Genomic DNA, 15,829 nt, shown 5'->3' with positions numbered 1-15,829 from the left:
CACAAGGGCTTGAAGTGCTCTCCTCCCTTCGCAGGCTCAGGAAGGAGATTCCTGCTTACCTTGCGGCAGCGGGCTTGACGCCACGGGTGCGCCTGACGACTGCCCTCCCGGCAGCCGGGATCGTCACGAGGCCGATCCGGTACAGGTGCAAGACGTTCCGGGCCGCGTTCCAGTCGGCATTCGCCGACCATCCGCAGTCCGGGTTCTTGCATACGAACGTGGCCTGGTCTTCGCGGCTGCCGGGCGTGATGAATCCGCACGCGGAGCAGCGCAGGGAGGTGTTCGGGGCGGGGACCTTGACCAGGGTTCCGCCGTTTCGGGCGGTTTTGTACGTCAGCAGTGTCACGGTGCGGCCCCACGCCTCTTGGCTGATGGAACGGTTCAGGCCGGACTTCTGCGCGACGTTCTTCCCCGGGTTCTCGATGGTTCCCTTGGCGGACTTGACCATGTTCGTGATCTGCAACTGCTCCACCACGACCGTGCCGTACTGCTTGGCGATGGCGGTGGTGGTCTTGTGCTGCCAGTCGATTGCTCGGCGCGTGGCTCTTGCGCGGAGCTGCTTGATCTGGTCGTAGGTGGCGTGCAGCCGGTTGGAGCTGCGCTCTTTCGGCTTGCGGAAGCTCTTGCGGTGCGCGGCCCGCTGTTCCAGGCGAAGCAGTCTGGCCTTCTCATCCGGGTTCAGCCACTTGTCCCGGTCGGCGGTGCCGTCCGGGAGCCGGGGCGGCCGGTCGTGGTCCTGGTGGCTGCCGTCGGACAGCGCAAGGGGCAGGTTCACCCCGGCGTCGATACCGACCTCGGGACCCTGGTGGGGCTCCGGCTTGGGCTCAAGGGTCTGGATACGGAAGGCGATGTGCCAGCCGAGTCCGTCTTTGACCAGCCGTGCCCCGGTGATCCGGTTCTCCTTGTTGGCGTGCTTGCCGACGGGGAGGTCCTTGGTCCAGCGGAAGCGGACGCGGCCCACCTTGGGGATGTTGACCAGGCCCCACCGTCGGTGTACTCGCTTGATCTGCAGATCCCGGCCCTGCGGGATGTCCACGGACATGACGGTGCGGAAGCGGGCCTTGAAGTTCGGTGCGTCCGCACGCCCGTCCCAGCAGTTCCGCCACGCCTGGAAGTACGTCTTGAGGACCGCCTGCGCGGCCTGCGCGGGCAGCACCGCGTACCAGTCGATCTCCTTGCGGGCCTGCCGCAGCGTCTGATCCATGCGCGTCAGAGCACGCTGACACTTCGGCGTCATCCGCCACAGGTCGTGGAGCTGATTCCACATCGCGCGTGCCGCGTGCGCCTGGTCATCCATGAGTCGGACCTGTGCAGGCGTCAGCGCCAGCCGGGCGCGATGCCCCAACTGCCGCTTCTCCCACACGAGTTCGTCCATGACAATCACCCTACTACAGTTGGCTTATGTCACCACGATGGAACCCGAATCCTGACGTACGCACCGGCCGTCACGTCGTCTACAACCTGCATGTCCACTTGGTATTCGTCACCAAGTATCGGCGTAAGGCACTCACCGACGCCATGCTGACGCGCACCGAGGAGATCATGCGCGACGTCTGCACCGACTTCGAGGCCGAACTCAAGCAGTTCAACGGCGAGCAGGACCATGTGCATCTGCTTGTGCACTATCCGCCCAAGGTCCAGCTCTCCAAACTGGTCAACTCCCTCAAGGGCGTCAGCTCCCGCAGGCTTCGCCAGGAATACGACAGCCACGTCCGCCGCTACCTGTGGGGCGGACACTTCTGGTCCGGCTCCTACTTCGCCGGATCCTGCGGCGGCGCACCGCTGACCGTCGTCAAGCAGTACATCGAAAACCAGCAGCGCCCCACCGGCTGAGGACAACACTGCGGACCCGTGCGAACGTGCGGGTCAGAGCAGCCCTGAGATGGCCTTCCCCCCCGCCGTAAACGGCGGAGCACTGGCCAAGATCAAAGGTAGAGATATATCTGGAAGCCGTAGCCGTAATGGATCACTTCGGACAACGGGGATTCGATCGTTGTGGCCAGCAGCACGGCCAGGGCGGCAGGAAGGCCGAACCGCTCCAGCGTCGTTGCGAGGCTCATGCCAGCCGGCAGGATGCGAAGGTGTGCTGCGGTCTTCGTGGGGGACGCCCCCGGCGCGTGGATGGACGACGGGGTGGGTTTGCGTAGCAGCGCGTGGCATTCGGCTGCGGTGGGCCGCTCGTCCGGCTCCAGAGCGGTCATCCGGTTCAGTACGGCGAGCAGGTGCGGTGCGACCGCTCTGCGGTCAGTGGCGGGGAGCTGCGCGGCGGGGCCGCGCCTTCCGGTGAGTCTTTCGACTAGGACCAGGCCGAGCGCGTACACGTCGGAGGCTGCGGTGGCGGGGTGTCCGGCGAGCTGTTCGGGGGCCATGTAGGCAGGGGTACCAGGGAAGCTTCCCGCAGTGACTGTGGTTGCGGTGGAGAGGTCCCAGGCGATACCGAGGTCCATCAGCACGGCGTTCCCATCCGCGCAGATCATGATGTTCGCGGGCTTGATGTCCCGGTGCACGATCGCCTTCTCGTGGATGTGCGCGAGCGCCTCGGCCAGGCTTGCCCCTGTTTCCACGACCGAGTCCACCGGTGCGGTCTGCCACGTGGAGCCGGTCAGCAGCTCCATCACGAGGTAGGGCACAAGGGCGCCGTCGTTGTCGATTGTTCCGGCATCGTGGATGGTGACGATGCCGCGATGATGCAGCCTGGCCAGTTTCCGGGCTTCGGCAGTGAACCGGTTGGCCGCTTTCGGGTCCTGAGCAATGGCAGTGGCGAATTTGACGGCGACTTCGCGGTCAAGGGTCCGGTCCAACGCCTTCCAGACCTGCCCGAAGCCTCCCTCGCCGAGGAACTGCTGCAACTGATATCGGTCTTGGATAGTCATGTTCGCGTGCACGGTCACCCCGGAATCGTCCGTGTCCTGTTGTGTGCGCAGATCATGTCGGCGCTCTCCGCTGTTTCATAGGTGGTGGTTGGTGCTCTGTCACCGAGGCCTGCGTCAATGCCCGAAGTCGCCTGCACGGAGGGCCGAACTCGTCTGCACTGGTGTGATGCGGTGAAATCGTGTCCTGTTGGGGTGTGGGACATCACTGCTCCCAAGGCGCAGACGATCCTCGCCAGGCGCTGCTCGAACAGAGCACGGATTCACGGCGTCAGCGCTCTTCCACCCGAACTCCCGTAGCTGCAGGATTCGTTGAATGTCGTCGCACGTTTCTGTGACTCGGCTCTTTCGCTGTGAGGCACCAGCACAGGGCTGCCCCCACGCCGTACCAGAACAGGTCCGGCGCGTTGAAGGTCGACCCGAGGAGCGGCTGCAGGACAGCGGGGATGCCCGCAATCTGCGTGAACTCAACGGCCCAGCTGAATCCCAGCGCGATGCCGGCGGCGATGCCGGTCCGTAGGTGGGGAGCCGCCAGGACAACCACGGCGCACACCAGCACCGTGTAGAGGGCGTCCCCTGCGTACTTCGCGAAGTCCCCGCCAGTCCACGATCGGACAGCGAGACCTGCCGCGACGGTCACCACCGCGCTTCCGAGAGCCTTCCACCGTCTGTTCATCGTAGGCAGCTTATGCACGGGGCGAGATGCGTTGACAGCTGACCGCGAGTCTGGCCGTGCGGGCTGACGACGATCAGCGCGAACGGGGCATTCACCGGGCCGGATGTCGGAGTGGCAGGCGACTCGTCACAAGATGACGGTGATGGTGCTTGACTGCTTCTCGGCGGGCGAACGCGTCACGGCTCAAAGAGCGCACGGAGGCTGGCACGCAGCCGCCCAGAGGAACCTCTTCAGAGTCATTGTCAAGATCTGTGGATCGGTCTGTGCTGAGGTGGCCTGGTGGACATCCTGATCTTGATGTTGTTCTCGCCGTGCCGGGCGACTTCGTGCAGGCCGAGGTGCTGGTAGAGAGCTTGGGCCCGGTGGTTGATAGCGAGGACGTCCAGGGTCAGGTTCTGGCCGTGCTGGTGAGCCTGGTGCAGGAGGGTTCGGATGAGTCGGCTGCCGATGCCGCGCCCCTGGTGGTCAGGGTGGATCTCGATCCTCGCGAGGTAGATCTCGGTGGGCCGGTGCTCGACGTGGAGTATGCCGACGTCGGCGCCGTCAGCGGTGATGATCTGCCACCGGTCCCGGGCGAACGCACGGGTGTGGAAATCACTTTGGACCCGTTCGTCCCAGCCCCAGATGGCCGTGATGTAGGCGCCCATGGCGGCCTTGTGCAGCCGGAAGCAGTACGCCTCGTCCGCCGCGGTGGCCGGCCGCAGACCGATGGCCGTCATGCCACCCGCTCCATGGGGCGTTCGATGAGTTGGCCGCGTTCAAAACGGGCTCCGGCGCGGACGAGGGCGACGAGATGGGGTGCGTTCACCGCCCGCCAGCGTGCCTGGGCGGACTCGACGAGTTTGAAGACCATCGCGAGGGCGGCCGCGCGGGAGCCGGCGCCGCGGGTGACCTTGGTCCGCAGGCGGACGGTCGCGAAGGTCGACTCGATCGGGTTCGTGGTGCGCAGGTGGACCCAGTGCTCGGCGGGGAAGTCGTAGAACGCCAGCAGCTCGTCCTCGTCGTCGGTGATCTTCTTGACAGCCTTGGGGAACTTCGCGCCGTACTGCCTGGCGAACACCTTCACCGCCTGGGCTGCGTGGTCGCGGTCTTCGGCGTTGTAGATGTCCTGGATCGCCTTCTTCGCCGCCGGCTGGGCCGACTTCGGGAGACTGTCGAGCACATTTGCGGTTTTGTGAACCCAGCATCTCTGCGGGCGGGTTGCCGGGAACACTTCGGCGAGGGCCTTCCAGAAGCCAAGGGCTCCGTCACCGACCGCGAGGACGGGAGCGCGCATCCCGCGCCGGGCGGCATCCCGCAGCAGGTTCGCCCAGGACTCCGACGACTCGCGGTAGCCGTCGGCTATCGCGATGAGTTCCTTGGTGCCGTCCGCGCGCACGCCCATCAGCACCAGAACGCAGGCTTTCGCCTGCTCCAGGCGGACCTTCAGGTGAATGCCATCGGCCCAGACATAGACGTAGTCCGCCTCGGACAGATCGCGCTCGCCGAAGGCGGTGTGGTCGGCCTGCCACTGCGCGGTCAGGCGTGTGACGGTTGCGGGCGAGAGCCCGGCCGAGCTGCCAAGGAGCTGCTCCAGCGCGGGCACGAAGTCACCGGAGGACAGGCCATGCAGGTAGAGCAGCGGCAGCACCTCGGATATCTTCGGGGACTTCCTGGCCCAGGGCGGCAGGATCGCCGAGGAGAACCGTCTGCGCTCACCCGTGGCCGCGTCGATGCGCTTGTCGTTCACGCGCGGCGCTTTCACCTCGATCACCCCGGATGCCGTGGTGACCTTCCGCGGCTGATGGTGTCCGTTACGGACCACCATCCGATGCCCCTGACCATCTCTCTCGCTGGCCAACTCGGCTATATATGCGTCGACTTCAGCCTCCAGCGCGGCGGCCAGCATCCGCCGGGCGCCCTCCCGCACGATCTCGTCGATCAGGAATCCATCTCGCGTCGAGCCATCGTCGTTGACTACCGTGAGCACGGGCGTGCCTTCCCGACCGACGCGCCGACGTCGGCCTACTCGATACCAGTCGATCGATCACTCGGGAAGGTACGCGCTCCCGAGCCGATCCACAGGATCTGAGCATTGCTCACCTCTTCAACCGCATGCTCGGCCAGCTCTACCACTGCCTCCAGCACCGCAAACCGTTCGACGAACACACCGCTTTCCCCGTCGACCTCGCCGCCGCAGCTTGACACGTTGAGCGCCTGAGGTGTCCTTCTCGGCCTCGCCGCAGCCCTCTGCTGCTACAAACGGCTCCTCAAACTCACCATGTAGGACACCGTCTTAGAGATCGGCGCACCACGTCTTCACTGACGCTGCCCTACACGCTCCCAGCTGACAGCCGTTGGCGTGAGAAGCCCGTCTCCCCGTGAAACACAGTTGCGGGTTCACTCCCGAACCCCCAAAGATCGGCGCCATGACTCCCCTGCCGGCTTCCCGGGCCAGTCTGCGCCCGTACCGCCCCGAGGACCGCGATGCCCTCTTCGACATCTGTGTACGGACCGGACACGAGGGCGGCGATGCCCGCCACCTCTACCCGGACCCGGCGCTCCTGCCGAACATCTTCGCCGCGCCCTACGTGGTCCTCGAATCGGACCTGGCCTTCGTCGTGGAGGACGGCGGACGGGTCGTCGGCTACATCGTCGGTACGGCCGACACCGCATCCTTCGTCGCCCGCTACCGTTCCGAGTGGCTCCCCGGCCTGACGGACCGCTACCCCGCCCCCGTACGACCCCCGTCTACCCCGGCCGAGGTGATGACCGACTTGATGCACCGCCCGGAACGGATGGTGCTCCCGGAACTGGATGCCTACCCGGCCCATCTCCACATCGACCTGCTGCCCTCCCACCAGCGGAGCGGGTACGGGCGGCAGCTCATGAATGCCTTCCTCGCTGCCCTGCACGCCAAGGGTGTCACGGCGGTCCACCTCTCCATGGTCACCAGCAATACCCCAGCCCGCGCCTTCTACGACCGCGTCGGATTCCACGAGATCGCCGTCCCGGACCCCGGGCCTGTCACCTACCTCGGCCGGACCACCATCAGCCCCTGACTCGACGGCCTGGAGAGCTCAACGGAAGATCGAGTCCGCCGCGCTGGTCAGGATCAGCGTATGTACGAACCGTTCCGGCTCCGTCGGCGGGTGCCGCCACGCCAGCGGGCCAGGTCCGGCCGTCCAGCCCTGGCGCAGATACGCAACTCATCTGGTTCTTTGTCGAGTTCAGAATCGTGGCCTCGGGCGCGCCCTCCCGGAAGCCCACCATCCGCATAGGCAACATCGGCGACCAGGTCCTCCAGGTCCTCTCCCCCACCGTAGAGGCTGCACAATCTCGCCAGCTTGACTGGCCTGGGGCGAGTGCAGGACTGCGGCACGTCGTTCACAACGAGCGTCGGCGTTCCGCTTCGGGACACGCTGGGGAGCGGTCGGCTGTCTACCTGACCAGACGCCGGTAGCAGATCTGGATGGCAGCGATTCCGGCGAAGGCGAGGAAGTGTTCCGCCTTGCGCTCATAGCGGGATCGGCGCCATCGGCGCAGGTGGTCGTATTCGTAGCCCTTGTCGCCGTGGAGCTTGGCGGGCCTTCGCCGACAGGTGCCGCGGTACCGATCGTCGACAGCCCACAGGATGCTGCGGTGCGTCGAGGTCATCCGGTCGACAGTCTCAGCGGCGAAGCGATCAACGGCCTGTGTGTTCGGGGTGACGTCGTCGACCAGGCGGCGGCCGGCATCGGACGTCAAGGCTCTGCCAACCTCGTCGCCTCTCCGTCGTTGATGTCTCGCGATGCCTCCCACACGCCTTGCCACCAACCAGCAACAGCACCACCGCGGGGCAGGATAGCCACCAGTGCCAATGCCGAACCGCTGTCATCAACCAGGCTCCGGCCGCCAACACGACGGCAAGGTCCGGCGCGATCGCGTCCCAGCGGCGACGCAGCACCAACGTGACCAACAAGAGCACAGCACAGACCCCGAACACGACGGGAAGCCAGAGATAGAGGGTCATCCAGCGATCGTCGAGGATGGCGTAGAGGGGCGGCAAGGTTCTCGACCAGCGCCGCAGGCGCGGGGGGCGACCCGTCCACGCGCTGAACGATTCGGAACGTCGTCGGACCATCCCCGCCAGCGCGGGGGCGACAGCGGGTGAGCGTTAGCGAGTTCCTCGGTGCCGTCAGCAGTCCTGCTTGGACGGCCCTCCCCCAGATGCCTCGTCGAGCCAACAGAGGACACCCTTGGTGTGGTGGTCAGGCTGCGAGGGCGGTCTCATAGTCGGCGGGGCTGTGGTATCCGAAGCTGCTGTGCAGGCGGTGCAAGTTCGACCGTCGTGCGCACCACACTCGAGAATCTTGTCGCCAAGAGCCAGGCTCATCGGTCGAAGGATCGCCGCCGCGGTCGGTGTCGACGACGACCCCGACATCATCCGCATCGACTCGGTGGTACCGACCCAGGGCCGCCAGGGCGGGCCGGGCTGGGCGGAGGTACACATCACCCCGGAGGCCGCCAAGCGACGCCGCCAGGCTCCGACCGCGAAGGAGAAGTGGGCCGACCGCATCGCCGGACCGCGCGGCGGCGCCCCCGGCACCGAACTGGTCAAGGTCACCCGGGACGACAAGCGGCGAGTGAAGTTCTACCGCGGCCGCATGGCCGACACCACGGAGACCCCGCGCATCGACCTGCTGAAGGTCCTGCGCGGCCTGGGCCTGCCTGAAGACGACAGCCGCGCGTTCGTGCTCATCGACGGCACCGAGTTCCTGATCAGCGTGTTCGACGAGCCGCCGTTGTCCCCGAAATTCCCCGCGACCCGCAAGCTGCTCACGCCGGACCCGAAGACCGGCATGTACGTGTCCGGGTTCAGCATCACCGGCCAGCCGGTGCACAACTTCGTCTTCCAGCACGACAAGAACGCCGCCAAACACGGCCTGGTCCTCGGCGTCACCCGCGGCGGCAAGACACAGTTCTTCGCCGTCACCATGGTGGCCGAGTCCAACGCAGGACAGATCGTATGGCTGTCCTCGTGCTTCAAGGACGAGAAGACGACCACCCTGGGCGAGCACATCGACCGCCAGGGCATCAGCCCGATCTACATGGCGCGCCAGCTGCGCGCCGCCAAGGCACTGTGCCAGATCCGGGCGGAGATGCCATGGGCGTACGACGGCAAGCCGCACGACTACAAGCCCGGCGACGACCGTTGCCCCTACAAGCAACTGAACGTGTATGCGGATGAGTTCATGACTGCGAGCCAGGACCCCACCTTCGGCGAGTTCATCCAGGCCGACGGCGACGCCCTGACCGTCATGGGCCTCAAGTACGGCATCGGCTTCAACCCGGCCGGCCAGTCGCCGTTCGCACACAACGGGTTCTCCACGGAGATGAAGGACAACCTGCGCCAGAACTCCCGTCCGGTCATCTTCAACATGGGCAGCCCCGGGGCCACCCGCAAGGCGGCTGAAGGCACGATGGAAAACGCCTACGACGTGCCGACCATCCCCGCCCGCTACGCCCCCAAGGAAGGCTCCGCGATCGAGCGGGCCATGGCCGGCGAAGCCGAACCCGAGAACGGCGTGAGCACCGGCGGCGTCGCCGTCGTCGTCCTCGACAACGGCCGCGCCGTCCTCATGAAGGCCCTGTACGTGGACTTCGACGAAGACCTCGCCGACCTGTTCCCCAGCGAGATCAACCGGCTCACCGACCACGAGATCTCGGAGCTGGAGAAGCTCGGCCTGTGGGGCGACTGGAACCGCCCGCCGGACCCGGGCGAGTTCTGGCCCGAGCCCGACGAGGACGAAGACGGCGACGGAGGCGGCCGCAAGCGCAAGTCCACCAGCAAGCGCGCTCAGGTCACCTCCGCGCGCCAGGCCCTCGAGGCCATCCGCAGCCTCACCGACGCCTGAGCGACCCGCCCCGCTCCCCCAAGCCCACAGCAGCCCGGCCACTCACCTACGAGCGGCCGGGCTGCTGCACACCACAAGGAGACCCAACGCCGTGGCCGTATCCCTGTCCCTCACCCTGCTCCTGGCCGTCGTCGTCGTGCTGCTGCTGCGCTTCGGCAGCGTGCGCATCGGCGGCGCCACCGTCTGCGCCCTGTTCGGCTTCGCCCTCGCCAGCACCGGCATCGCCCCAGCCATCAACTCCGGCCTGAGCGCCGTCGCCGGACTCATCTCCAGCCTTTAGACCGTGTCCTACATGGCGAGTTGGGGTAGGCGCCCTCTATGGGTAGTGGGCAATGGGACTGGATTGTTCCGGATGGTTTGTGGGAGATCGCCGAGCCGTTACTGCCGGCGGCGCGGGTGCGGCCGCAGGGTGGTGGCGTAGCGAACATCGATGACGAGGCAGTCTTCGCCGCGATCATCTATGTCCTGGTCAGCGGCTGCGCCTGGCGGGCCTTGCCGCCGTGCTTCGGGGCGTCGAAGTCGACCGTGCACCGCCGGTTCGTCATCTGGTCCCGTGCCGGTGTCTGGGGCCGGCTGCACCAGAGAGTTCTTCAACGCCTGGACGAGCAGGGCCTGGTGGACCTCTCACGAGCAGTCCTTGACTCTGCCCACGTCCGGGCTAAAAAGGGGGCGAACTTGCAGGTCCGAGCCCCGTGGACCGGGGTAAGCCCGGTTCCAAGATGCACGTCTTGTCGGACGCGAACGGACTGCCCCTACGCGTGGGAATCTCCGCAGCGAACACCCACGACAGCCTCGCGCTGAAGCCGATGCTGTCCCATTTCCACATGGGACACGATTCCCACGCGACCGAATCCAAGCCCACGCGCCTGCACGCCGACAAGGCTTACGACATCCCCCACCTGCGGCGATGGTTATGGGGCAAACACATAGGCGTGCGTATCGCCCGCAAAGGAGTCGAGTCCAGCGAACGACTGGGCCGCCGCAGGTGGGTTATCGAGCGGACCATGTCCTGGCTGTCCGGCTACCGCCGACTCAACCACCGCTTTGAGCGCCAACCCGCCAACTACCTGGCCTTTCTCGGACTCGCCGCCGCCCTCTGCAGCTACAAACGACTCCTCACGCTCACCATGTAGGACACGGTCTTAGCCCGAACCCGCTCCGCGCGCGCTCGTTCAGGCGGGCGTCCACGGACCCCACGGCGTGGTGCTCGAACCGTCGCAGTTCCAGCAGTCGAATGTCTCCGGGTCCTCGAACCTGTTGCCCCAAAGCCCGGTCCGACGGCAGAACACCACGCATTCCTCATCGCACCAGCCGCACACGAACACGAAGTTCACCCTGTGCCTCCCGTCAGCTCCGCCTCAAGGCTGCCCGCCAACACGCTCCACAACAACAGGACTGCCAGACAGTCGAGTTGGCATCCAAGGGCCGCTGCGCACCGCGCCTGTCAACGCCGCCGACCTTCTGCCGGCGGCGCCCTTCGCCACGCCCGCCAGGAGCCCACCCGTGCCCACCACCCCGGCGCCTCCCACCGACACCGCCTCTGCCCCTGCCGCGCCCCAAGCGCCGCCCGCGCCTCTCACGCTCGACGAGCGTCTCGCCCTCACCAATACCCTCATGACCGCCCGTCTCAACGAGGCCGCCGTCGCCTATGAGGTCAACACCCACCACATCCCCCTCGACCCGGTCCAGCTCGATGACGTCGTCACCGTGCCGCTCACCCCGCACCGCTGCCCCCAGACGGGTCGCACCCCGGTCGCCGTCCTCCTGCACCGCGCCCACCAGCTCCTGGAAGCCGAAGGCTGGTGCCGCAACGTCATGGTCGACACCGACGGATCCCGCTGCCTGCTGGGCGCGGTCCGCGCCGCAGCCGGCGGCGACCGAGGCCTGGAAGCCAGCGCAGTCGACGTCCTGATGGACGCGATCCGCCGTCGGTTCGGCGACGACGTCCCCTCCGTCCCGTCGTTCAACGACGCCTGGAACGGGCCCCGCACCCCCCTGCGCATCCTCGACCAGGCCGTCGCCCTCGCCGACGCCCGCGGCTGCTGACCCAACCGCCCCTCCCCCGGCTTCTCCGGCTCACCTGCCTCGTGCCCGGCCCCCGATCAAGGGGCGCGGACACGGGCCAGGCCGTCCGGCCTGCCCGCACACCGCCCGCCCCACCTCCAGCCCTCCTCGAAGGAGTTCCATGCCTCAGCACCCTGAACACCCCCGATGCCACACGCCCAAGTCCCAGCCCGCCGTGGACACGACGCAGCCGTCGTTCTTCGCCTCCCTCGCCACACGCACCCGCCAGATGTGGCAACAGACCTGGCGTGAGGGCGGTGTCCTGCACTCCGTGTGGAGCGACGTCCGCCACGCACCGCGCGCCGGATGGGACATGGCGAACTGGCTCAAGGCCATCCTGCTGCCCACCGGCGCTGCCATCGCCCTGGTCCTGGTCAACGCGGCCTTCACCACGATCACGCACTGGATCAGCCACCTGCTGCTCGCGGCGCCCACGGTCGACGTCGGAACCGACACCTCGTCCGGGATCTGGGGCGTCATCGACCAGCCGATCCGCACGTACATCGCCAGCCGGTCAGCAGGCATGGCCATCTCCGGCTCCACCATCTACACGCTCTGGCAGATCGCCGGCCTGTACGGGCTGCTCGCCGGGTTCGCGGGCAGCACCATCGGCCGCCTGGTCTGGACAGCGTGGGGCGCGGCGTCCGCGGCCGCGATCTGGGTCACGGTCCCGCCCGCCAACCGCACCCTCAGCGTCGCCATCGCCGCCCTCGCCTGGGGGCTCGCCTCGCTGTTCGCACTGCGCGGCCTGCGACTGCTGCCCAGCGTGCACGTCTTCAACGCGCCCACGATCAAGCCGCAGATCAACCCGCCCAGCCAGAAGGATGCCGATCCGCTCGGCGAGCTCCACGGCACCGTGCAGCGACCCCGCCCGCAGCACTGACATCTTCCGGTCCACCTGCCTGGTCCTCACCGCACCTGCGGTGAGGGCTCGGACAGGCCTACCGGCCTCACGCACCACCCCCTGTCCCCGAGCAAGGGAGTCTCCGTTTTGGCGCAGCAGCCGAAGGTCAGCCGCTTCGCTCTACTCGGTGGCCGCCGTCGCAGGGGGTTGAGTCTCCAAGACGACGGCCATTCCGGCGACGGATCGGTCCTCGTGCATCGTGATCACTTGTCCGGGCTCAAGGTGCTGCCACTGGGATGGGTCGAGAGGAGCGAGGCGCACCAAGGATTGCCCACCGGGCTCCAGGAAGGGCATGAACTTCACCCAGAGTCGGGCGAGGTTGAGGGCGGGTTCGCCGGTCGAGGTGCGATTTCCGATGTTCCACATCGGTCGCAGAACGCCGGCACCGTCAAAGGGGGCTCGCCGTCGAGCTTCGGAGGCTGGCCGCAGGGTGAGGTTGGCTCGGATGATGCCGTTGCAGGTCTCGTAGCTGCGCCAGTGGCACCAGGCCGCGCTCCTCTCCAGTCGCATCTGCTCGGCTGCGGTGGCCAGGGTCTCCCAGAAGCTGACTGGGAGCGAATGGGCGTCGCCGAGTTCCTCCAGCAGCCCGAGGGCCACCTCCCACTCGTCTTCCCGGAGGTGCTCCCAGACGTCCCGCACCGTGATGTCGTTCTCTGTGGTGATCTCCTCGGGGACAAGCAGGGCCGCGGCTTCGAGCAGCTTGGGGACGTCCATGCCCTGATTCTGGACCAAGGGCTCCTGACGTCCTCAGCCTTAGCTGTCCTTGACGCCTCCTCGCAGACCCCACTCATCCAAGCCGGAGTAGATCAACGCAGTGCGGCCCCGCGGAAAGGAGAGAGCCTCGGCCTCCCCTGAATAGATCGTCACAAGCGAGTCGGCTCCCCGCCACCAGGTGTCGGCCAGGCCCTTCACTTCGCGCACTGGCTCGTACCCGTCCAGCACGATGCGATCGACATCGTCGCCGGTGACCTTGAGGATCTGCTTTGCGCACACGGACACGTGGTGGGTCAGTGCGAGCGACTCCACCCAGCCTGCGACGGTGGCATGGAGGGGCACCCACCGACCTGCGTGAATGCCGAACTCACCGGACGGCCCGATCATGAATGAGTACGGGACGGCGGTCCGCTGCATCCCGGCTTCGAACCACCAGCCATCGAAGGTTGAGCCCTCGGGCGAGTCCGCTTCGAGGTACCTGGGTCCGCCGTCATACTGCGGCGAGGGTGGCAGTACCAGGCCACCCCACTGCTCTTCATAGGCCGCCATCCGGTTGATGACCGCCGCCGGGATGTCTCGCTCAAGCCACCACTGCCTGTGCTCCTCGATGGGCCGGATGTCGACCTTGACGCCGTGCGCGCGGACGAAGGACCGGGCTCGTTGAGTCAGGCCATCAGGCACATCGTTGAAGAGGTTGAGATTCACCAGGCTGACGCTACCCAGTACCCGAGGGATCGCCGACCGCGGGCCGTTCTGCGCCCCCTGCGGCACGCGATCCAGCCGAGCTGAATCTCGGCTGGCCCGCCTGCCCTATTCCGCACATCTAAATATCCGAACCCGCTGACACTCCTGGAGCGCATCGGCTCCAAGGGCTTCGCAGAGCTCAAGGCGGCGGGGATGACCGGCACGCACTTGACGTATCAGGCCCTGCATAGACAGCGCTCCTTGTCTCCGCCCTCCTGATCACCTTTCTGTGAGCTGAGAGACCTGATGAGGGATCGTGGGCAGCCCGAGCGGGACCGGACCGCTTCGCTCGAAGCGTCGGGCTTGTTCTCGCTTGCTGCGCAGGAAGGTGAGGGTGAGGGTGAGGTCGAGGCCGTCGATCTCGCCTCCCCAGTCCTCTGCCACGGCGCGTTCACGGCGGGCCAGGAGGTCCTCCTCCAGCTCGTCAAGGCGGGGCAACATCTTCGGTTGACGCTGAGCATTGGGCAACGGATGCAGGCGTGTTCGTGCTGGCAGGGGGTCCCGTAAGGGTCCGCAGGAGCCGAGTTCGACCCGGCGCTTGTCGAAGTTTTCGTTGAACTCCGACCACTCCGTCTTGGTCGGCTTGCGGTACTCGCTCTCGGGCCGCTGAGCCCGTCGACGGTCGAGGAACTGCTGGCAGCGACGCCAAGTCGAGCCGATCACCGAGTTAGTGCAGTCAACTGACCACTCCTGGCACCACGGCTGGGAGACCGTCGCCGCCCTCATCGCCACCACCAAGGCGACCACCCGGTGAACACCCGGCCCCACACCCGCTGGAGCGCGTTCGCTCCTCGGTCGGCATCGCCTCGCTGGGGAGCGCGCGGACTGCGCCCTGGCTGGGAGCTCGACTGGACGGCGGCGGAAGCCGGCCCCTGGGGCGAGCCCTTCACCTGGACCCGCGTCACCGACACCGAGCTGCTGTAGCTACGCCCCGGGACGGCCGCCAAAGGCCGGAAAACCAGTCGGCCGCCCCGGGCCTACCCACCCCGTACGAGACGAGAGAGGGAAATCCCAGTATGGACTCCGTCCTGCGCGTACAGACCCGGATCGGGCAGCGCGCACTCTTACTGACCACCGCAGCCGTGCCGTTGGCCGGCTGGACCGTCCACGCCGTGACGCTCCACCGGCGCCTGGCCGCCAGCCGCCGCAACCCCCTCACCGGGCTGCTGCGCCGCGACGCGTACACCACCCAGGCCCGCCAGCTCCTACGCCGCCACGGCGACGACACAGCCGTCGTCCTGGTCGACCAGGACCACTTCAAAGCCATCAACGACACCTTCGGCCACGCGGCCGGTGACGCCGTCCTCGCGGCGACCGCAGCCCGGCTCACCGCCTGGGCGGGCCCGCACACCGCCCTCGGCCGCCTCGGGGGCGATGAGTTCGCGATCGTCCTGCAGGCGCCCCGCGGCCGACGCGAGGACCGCCTCGCACAGCTGATGAAGATGCTGCAAACGCCGGTGCACGTGGACGACGGGCAGACCGTCGACGTCGCCGCCTCCGTCGGCGCAGCGACGCCCGACATCCTCAACACCCGCGACCTGTCCGTGCTCCAGCAGGCCGCCGACGCTGCCCTGTACGACGGCAAGCACTCCGGCCACGCAGTCCTCGCCGACGCCCGGCACGCAACGCACACGTCCATCAACGGGCGCCGCGCCGGCCGCCCCGGAACCGGAATCAGGGGGCGAGCCGCATGAGCATCGCCGCCCTGCCCGAGGGCGACTGGATCCGCGGCATCACGATTCGCCAGCCCTATGCCACCTGCATCCTCGCCGGGAAGAACCCGGAAACAGGCCCCGGCTCTGGCCGTAGCGGAGCTCGATCCGGATCCACGGTAGGCAGAAGCTGGAGCGCCCGCCCTGCGTGACCCGCTAGGGCCTGCCCGGCCGATCATGCGGCCGATCCGGGCACCGGTCCGATCCGGGAGGTCGGGAAACGGGCAAGCGCCGGGCCGGAGGATTCTTGGCGCGCCGGCCTGGTAAAA

18 protein-coding genes and 1 pseudogene are annotated in these 15,829 nt (G+C 67.2%); 9 read left to right on the top strand and 10 right to left on the bottom strand.

The window, feature by feature from the left end; all coding sequences use genetic code 11:
- Positions 1-55: 55 nt before the first annotated feature.
- Positions 56-1,375 carry an RNA-guided endonuclease InsQ/TnpB family protein gene (locus OG574_RS46760; RefSeq protein ID WP_326778257.1) on the bottom strand — a complete coding sequence of 440 codons (1,320 nt, stop codon included), beginning with the start codon at positions 1,373-1,375 and terminating at the stop codon, positions 56-58.
- A gap of 26 nt (positions 1,376-1,401) precedes the next feature.
- Between OG574_RS46760 and tnpA the strand changes: the two genes are divergently transcribed.
- A complete protein-coding gene (tnpA, locus tag OG574_RS46755; RefSeq protein ID WP_326778256.1) occupies positions 1,402-1,833 on the top strand; it encodes an IS200/IS605 family transposase in 432 nt (143 codons plus the stop codon).
- A gap of 92 nt (positions 1,834-1,925) precedes the next feature.
- On the opposite strand, the gene OG574_RS46750 is transcribed toward tnpA, so the two are convergent.
- From OG574_RS46750 to OG574_RS46730, 5 genes are all read right to left on the bottom strand, one after another.
- Positions 1,926-2,891, bottom strand: coding sequence for a serine/threonine-protein kinase (locus OG574_RS46750; RefSeq protein ID WP_326778255.1), 966 nt, complete (start codon positions 2,889-2,891; stop codon positions 1,926-1,928).
- A gap of 250 nt (positions 2,892-3,141) precedes the next feature.
- Positions 3,142-3,546, bottom strand: a complete 405-nt coding sequence (locus OG574_RS46745) for a ribosomal maturation YjgA family protein (RefSeq protein ID WP_326778254.1) — start codon at positions 3,544-3,546, stop codon at positions 3,142-3,144.
- Positions 3,547-3,788: 242 nt separating this feature from the next.
- Complete coding sequence (locus OG574_RS46740; protein WP_326778253.1) at positions 3,789-4,265, bottom strand: GNAT family N-acetyltransferase; 477 nt, start codon at positions 4,263-4,265, stop codon at positions 3,789-3,791.
- Complete coding sequence (locus OG574_RS46735; RefSeq protein WP_326778252.1) at positions 4,262-5,515, bottom strand: IS256 family transposase; 1,254 nt, start codon at positions 5,513-5,515, stop codon at positions 4,262-4,264. Before OG574_RS46735 ends, OG574_RS46740 begins: the two co-directional genes overlap by 4 nt.
- Before the next feature lie 35 nt (positions 5,516-5,550).
- Entirely contained in the window at positions 5,551-5,694 is a 144-nt protein-coding gene (locus tag OG574_RS46730) for a hypothetical protein (RefSeq protein ID WP_326778251.1), read from the bottom strand.
- A gap of 260 nt (positions 5,695-5,954) precedes the next feature.
- On the opposite strand from OG574_RS46730, the gene OG574_RS46725 reads away from it, so the two are divergent.
- Complete coding sequence (locus OG574_RS46725; protein WP_326778250.1) at positions 5,955-6,587, top strand: GNAT family N-acetyltransferase; 633 nt, start codon at positions 5,955-5,957, stop codon at positions 6,585-6,587.
- Positions 6,588-6,966: 379 nt separating this feature from the next.
- On the opposite strand, the pseudogene OG574_RS46720 reads toward OG574_RS46725, so the two are convergent.
- A pseudogene (locus OG574_RS46720) lies at positions 6,967-7,131 on the bottom strand (IS5/IS1182 family transposase); the annotation flags it as partial.
- A 746-nt stretch (positions 7,132-7,877) separates the two neighbouring features.
- Here OG574_RS46720 and OG574_RS46715 point away from each other — a divergent pair.
- The 5 genes from OG574_RS46715 to OG574_RS46695 all read left to right on the top strand — a co-directional run bounded on the left by OG574_RS46715 (position 7,878) and on the right by OG574_RS46695 (position 12,369).
- Complete coding sequence (locus tag OG574_RS46715; RefSeq protein ID WP_326778249.1) at positions 7,878-9,422, top strand: chromosome segregation protein ParM; 1,545 nt, start codon at positions 7,878-7,880, stop codon at positions 9,420-9,422.
- 91 nt (positions 9,423-9,513) lie between these two features.
- Entirely contained in the window at positions 9,514-9,702 is a 189-nt protein-coding gene (locus tag OG574_RS46710; RefSeq protein WP_326778248.1) for a hypothetical protein, read from the top strand.
- Positions 9,703-9,740: 38 nt separating this feature from the next.
- Positions 9,741-10,555, top strand: a protein-coding gene (locus OG574_RS46705) for an IS5 family transposase (RefSeq protein WP_326778247.1) whose coding sequence is annotated in 2 segments (ribosomal slippage) — positions 9,741-10,083 and positions 10,083-10,555 — 816 coding nt in all. Because the reading frame shifts where the segments join, the coding sequence is not laid out codon by codon here.
- Positions 10,556-10,925: 370 nt separating this feature from the next.
- Positions 10,926-11,468, top strand: a complete 543-nt coding sequence (locus OG574_RS46700; protein WP_326778246.1) for a DUF6197 family protein — start codon at positions 10,926-10,928, stop codon at positions 11,466-11,468.
- 139 nt (positions 11,469-11,607) lie between these two features.
- A complete protein-coding gene (locus OG574_RS46695) occupies positions 11,608-12,369 on the top strand; it encodes a hypothetical protein (protein WP_326778245.1) in 762 nt (253 codons plus the stop codon).
- 141 nt (positions 12,370-12,510) lie between these two features.
- Here OG574_RS46695 and OG574_RS46690 read toward each other — a convergent pair whose 3' ends face one another.
- The 3 genes from OG574_RS46690 to OG574_RS46680 form a co-directional block, all read right to left on the bottom strand.
- Entirely contained in the window at positions 12,511-13,104 is a 594-nt protein-coding gene (locus OG574_RS46690; protein ID WP_326778244.1) for a hypothetical protein, read from the bottom strand.
- 39 nt (positions 13,105-13,143) lie between these two features.
- On the bottom strand, positions 13,144-13,809 hold the full coding sequence (locus OG574_RS46685) for a hypothetical protein (RefSeq protein ID WP_326778243.1): 666 nt from the start codon (positions 13,807-13,809) through the stop codon (positions 13,144-13,146).
- A 258-nt stretch (positions 13,810-14,067) separates the two neighbouring features.
- Complete coding sequence (locus tag OG574_RS46680; RefSeq protein ID WP_326778242.1) at positions 14,068-14,595, bottom strand: hypothetical protein; 528 nt, start codon at positions 14,593-14,595, stop codon at positions 14,068-14,070.
- Positions 14,596-14,598: 3 nt separating this feature from the next.
- On the opposite strand from OG574_RS46680, the gene OG574_RS46675 reads away from it, so the two are divergent.
- The gene (locus OG574_RS46675) at positions 14,599-14,772 is read left to right on the top strand and encodes a hypothetical protein (protein ID WP_326778241.1); all 174 of its coding nucleotides are present in this window, start codon (positions 14,599-14,601) and stop codon (positions 14,770-14,772) included.
- A gap of 92 nt (positions 14,773-14,864) precedes the next feature.
- Positions 14,865-15,542 (top strand): GGDEF domain-containing protein, encoded by a 678-nt coding sequence (locus tag OG574_RS46670; RefSeq protein WP_326778240.1) that lies wholly within the window; start codon positions 14,865-14,867, stop codon positions 15,540-15,542.
- The last annotated feature ends 287 nt before the right edge of the window (positions 15,543-15,829 follow it).

The sequence above is a fragment of the Streptomyces sp. NBC_01445 genome (assembly GCF_035918235.1).
GTDB lineage: Bacteria > Actinomycetota > Actinomycetes > Streptomycetales > Streptomycetaceae > Streptomyces.
Note: the sequence above shows the minus strand (reverse complement) of the source record. Positions and strands in the feature narration are given on the sequence as shown.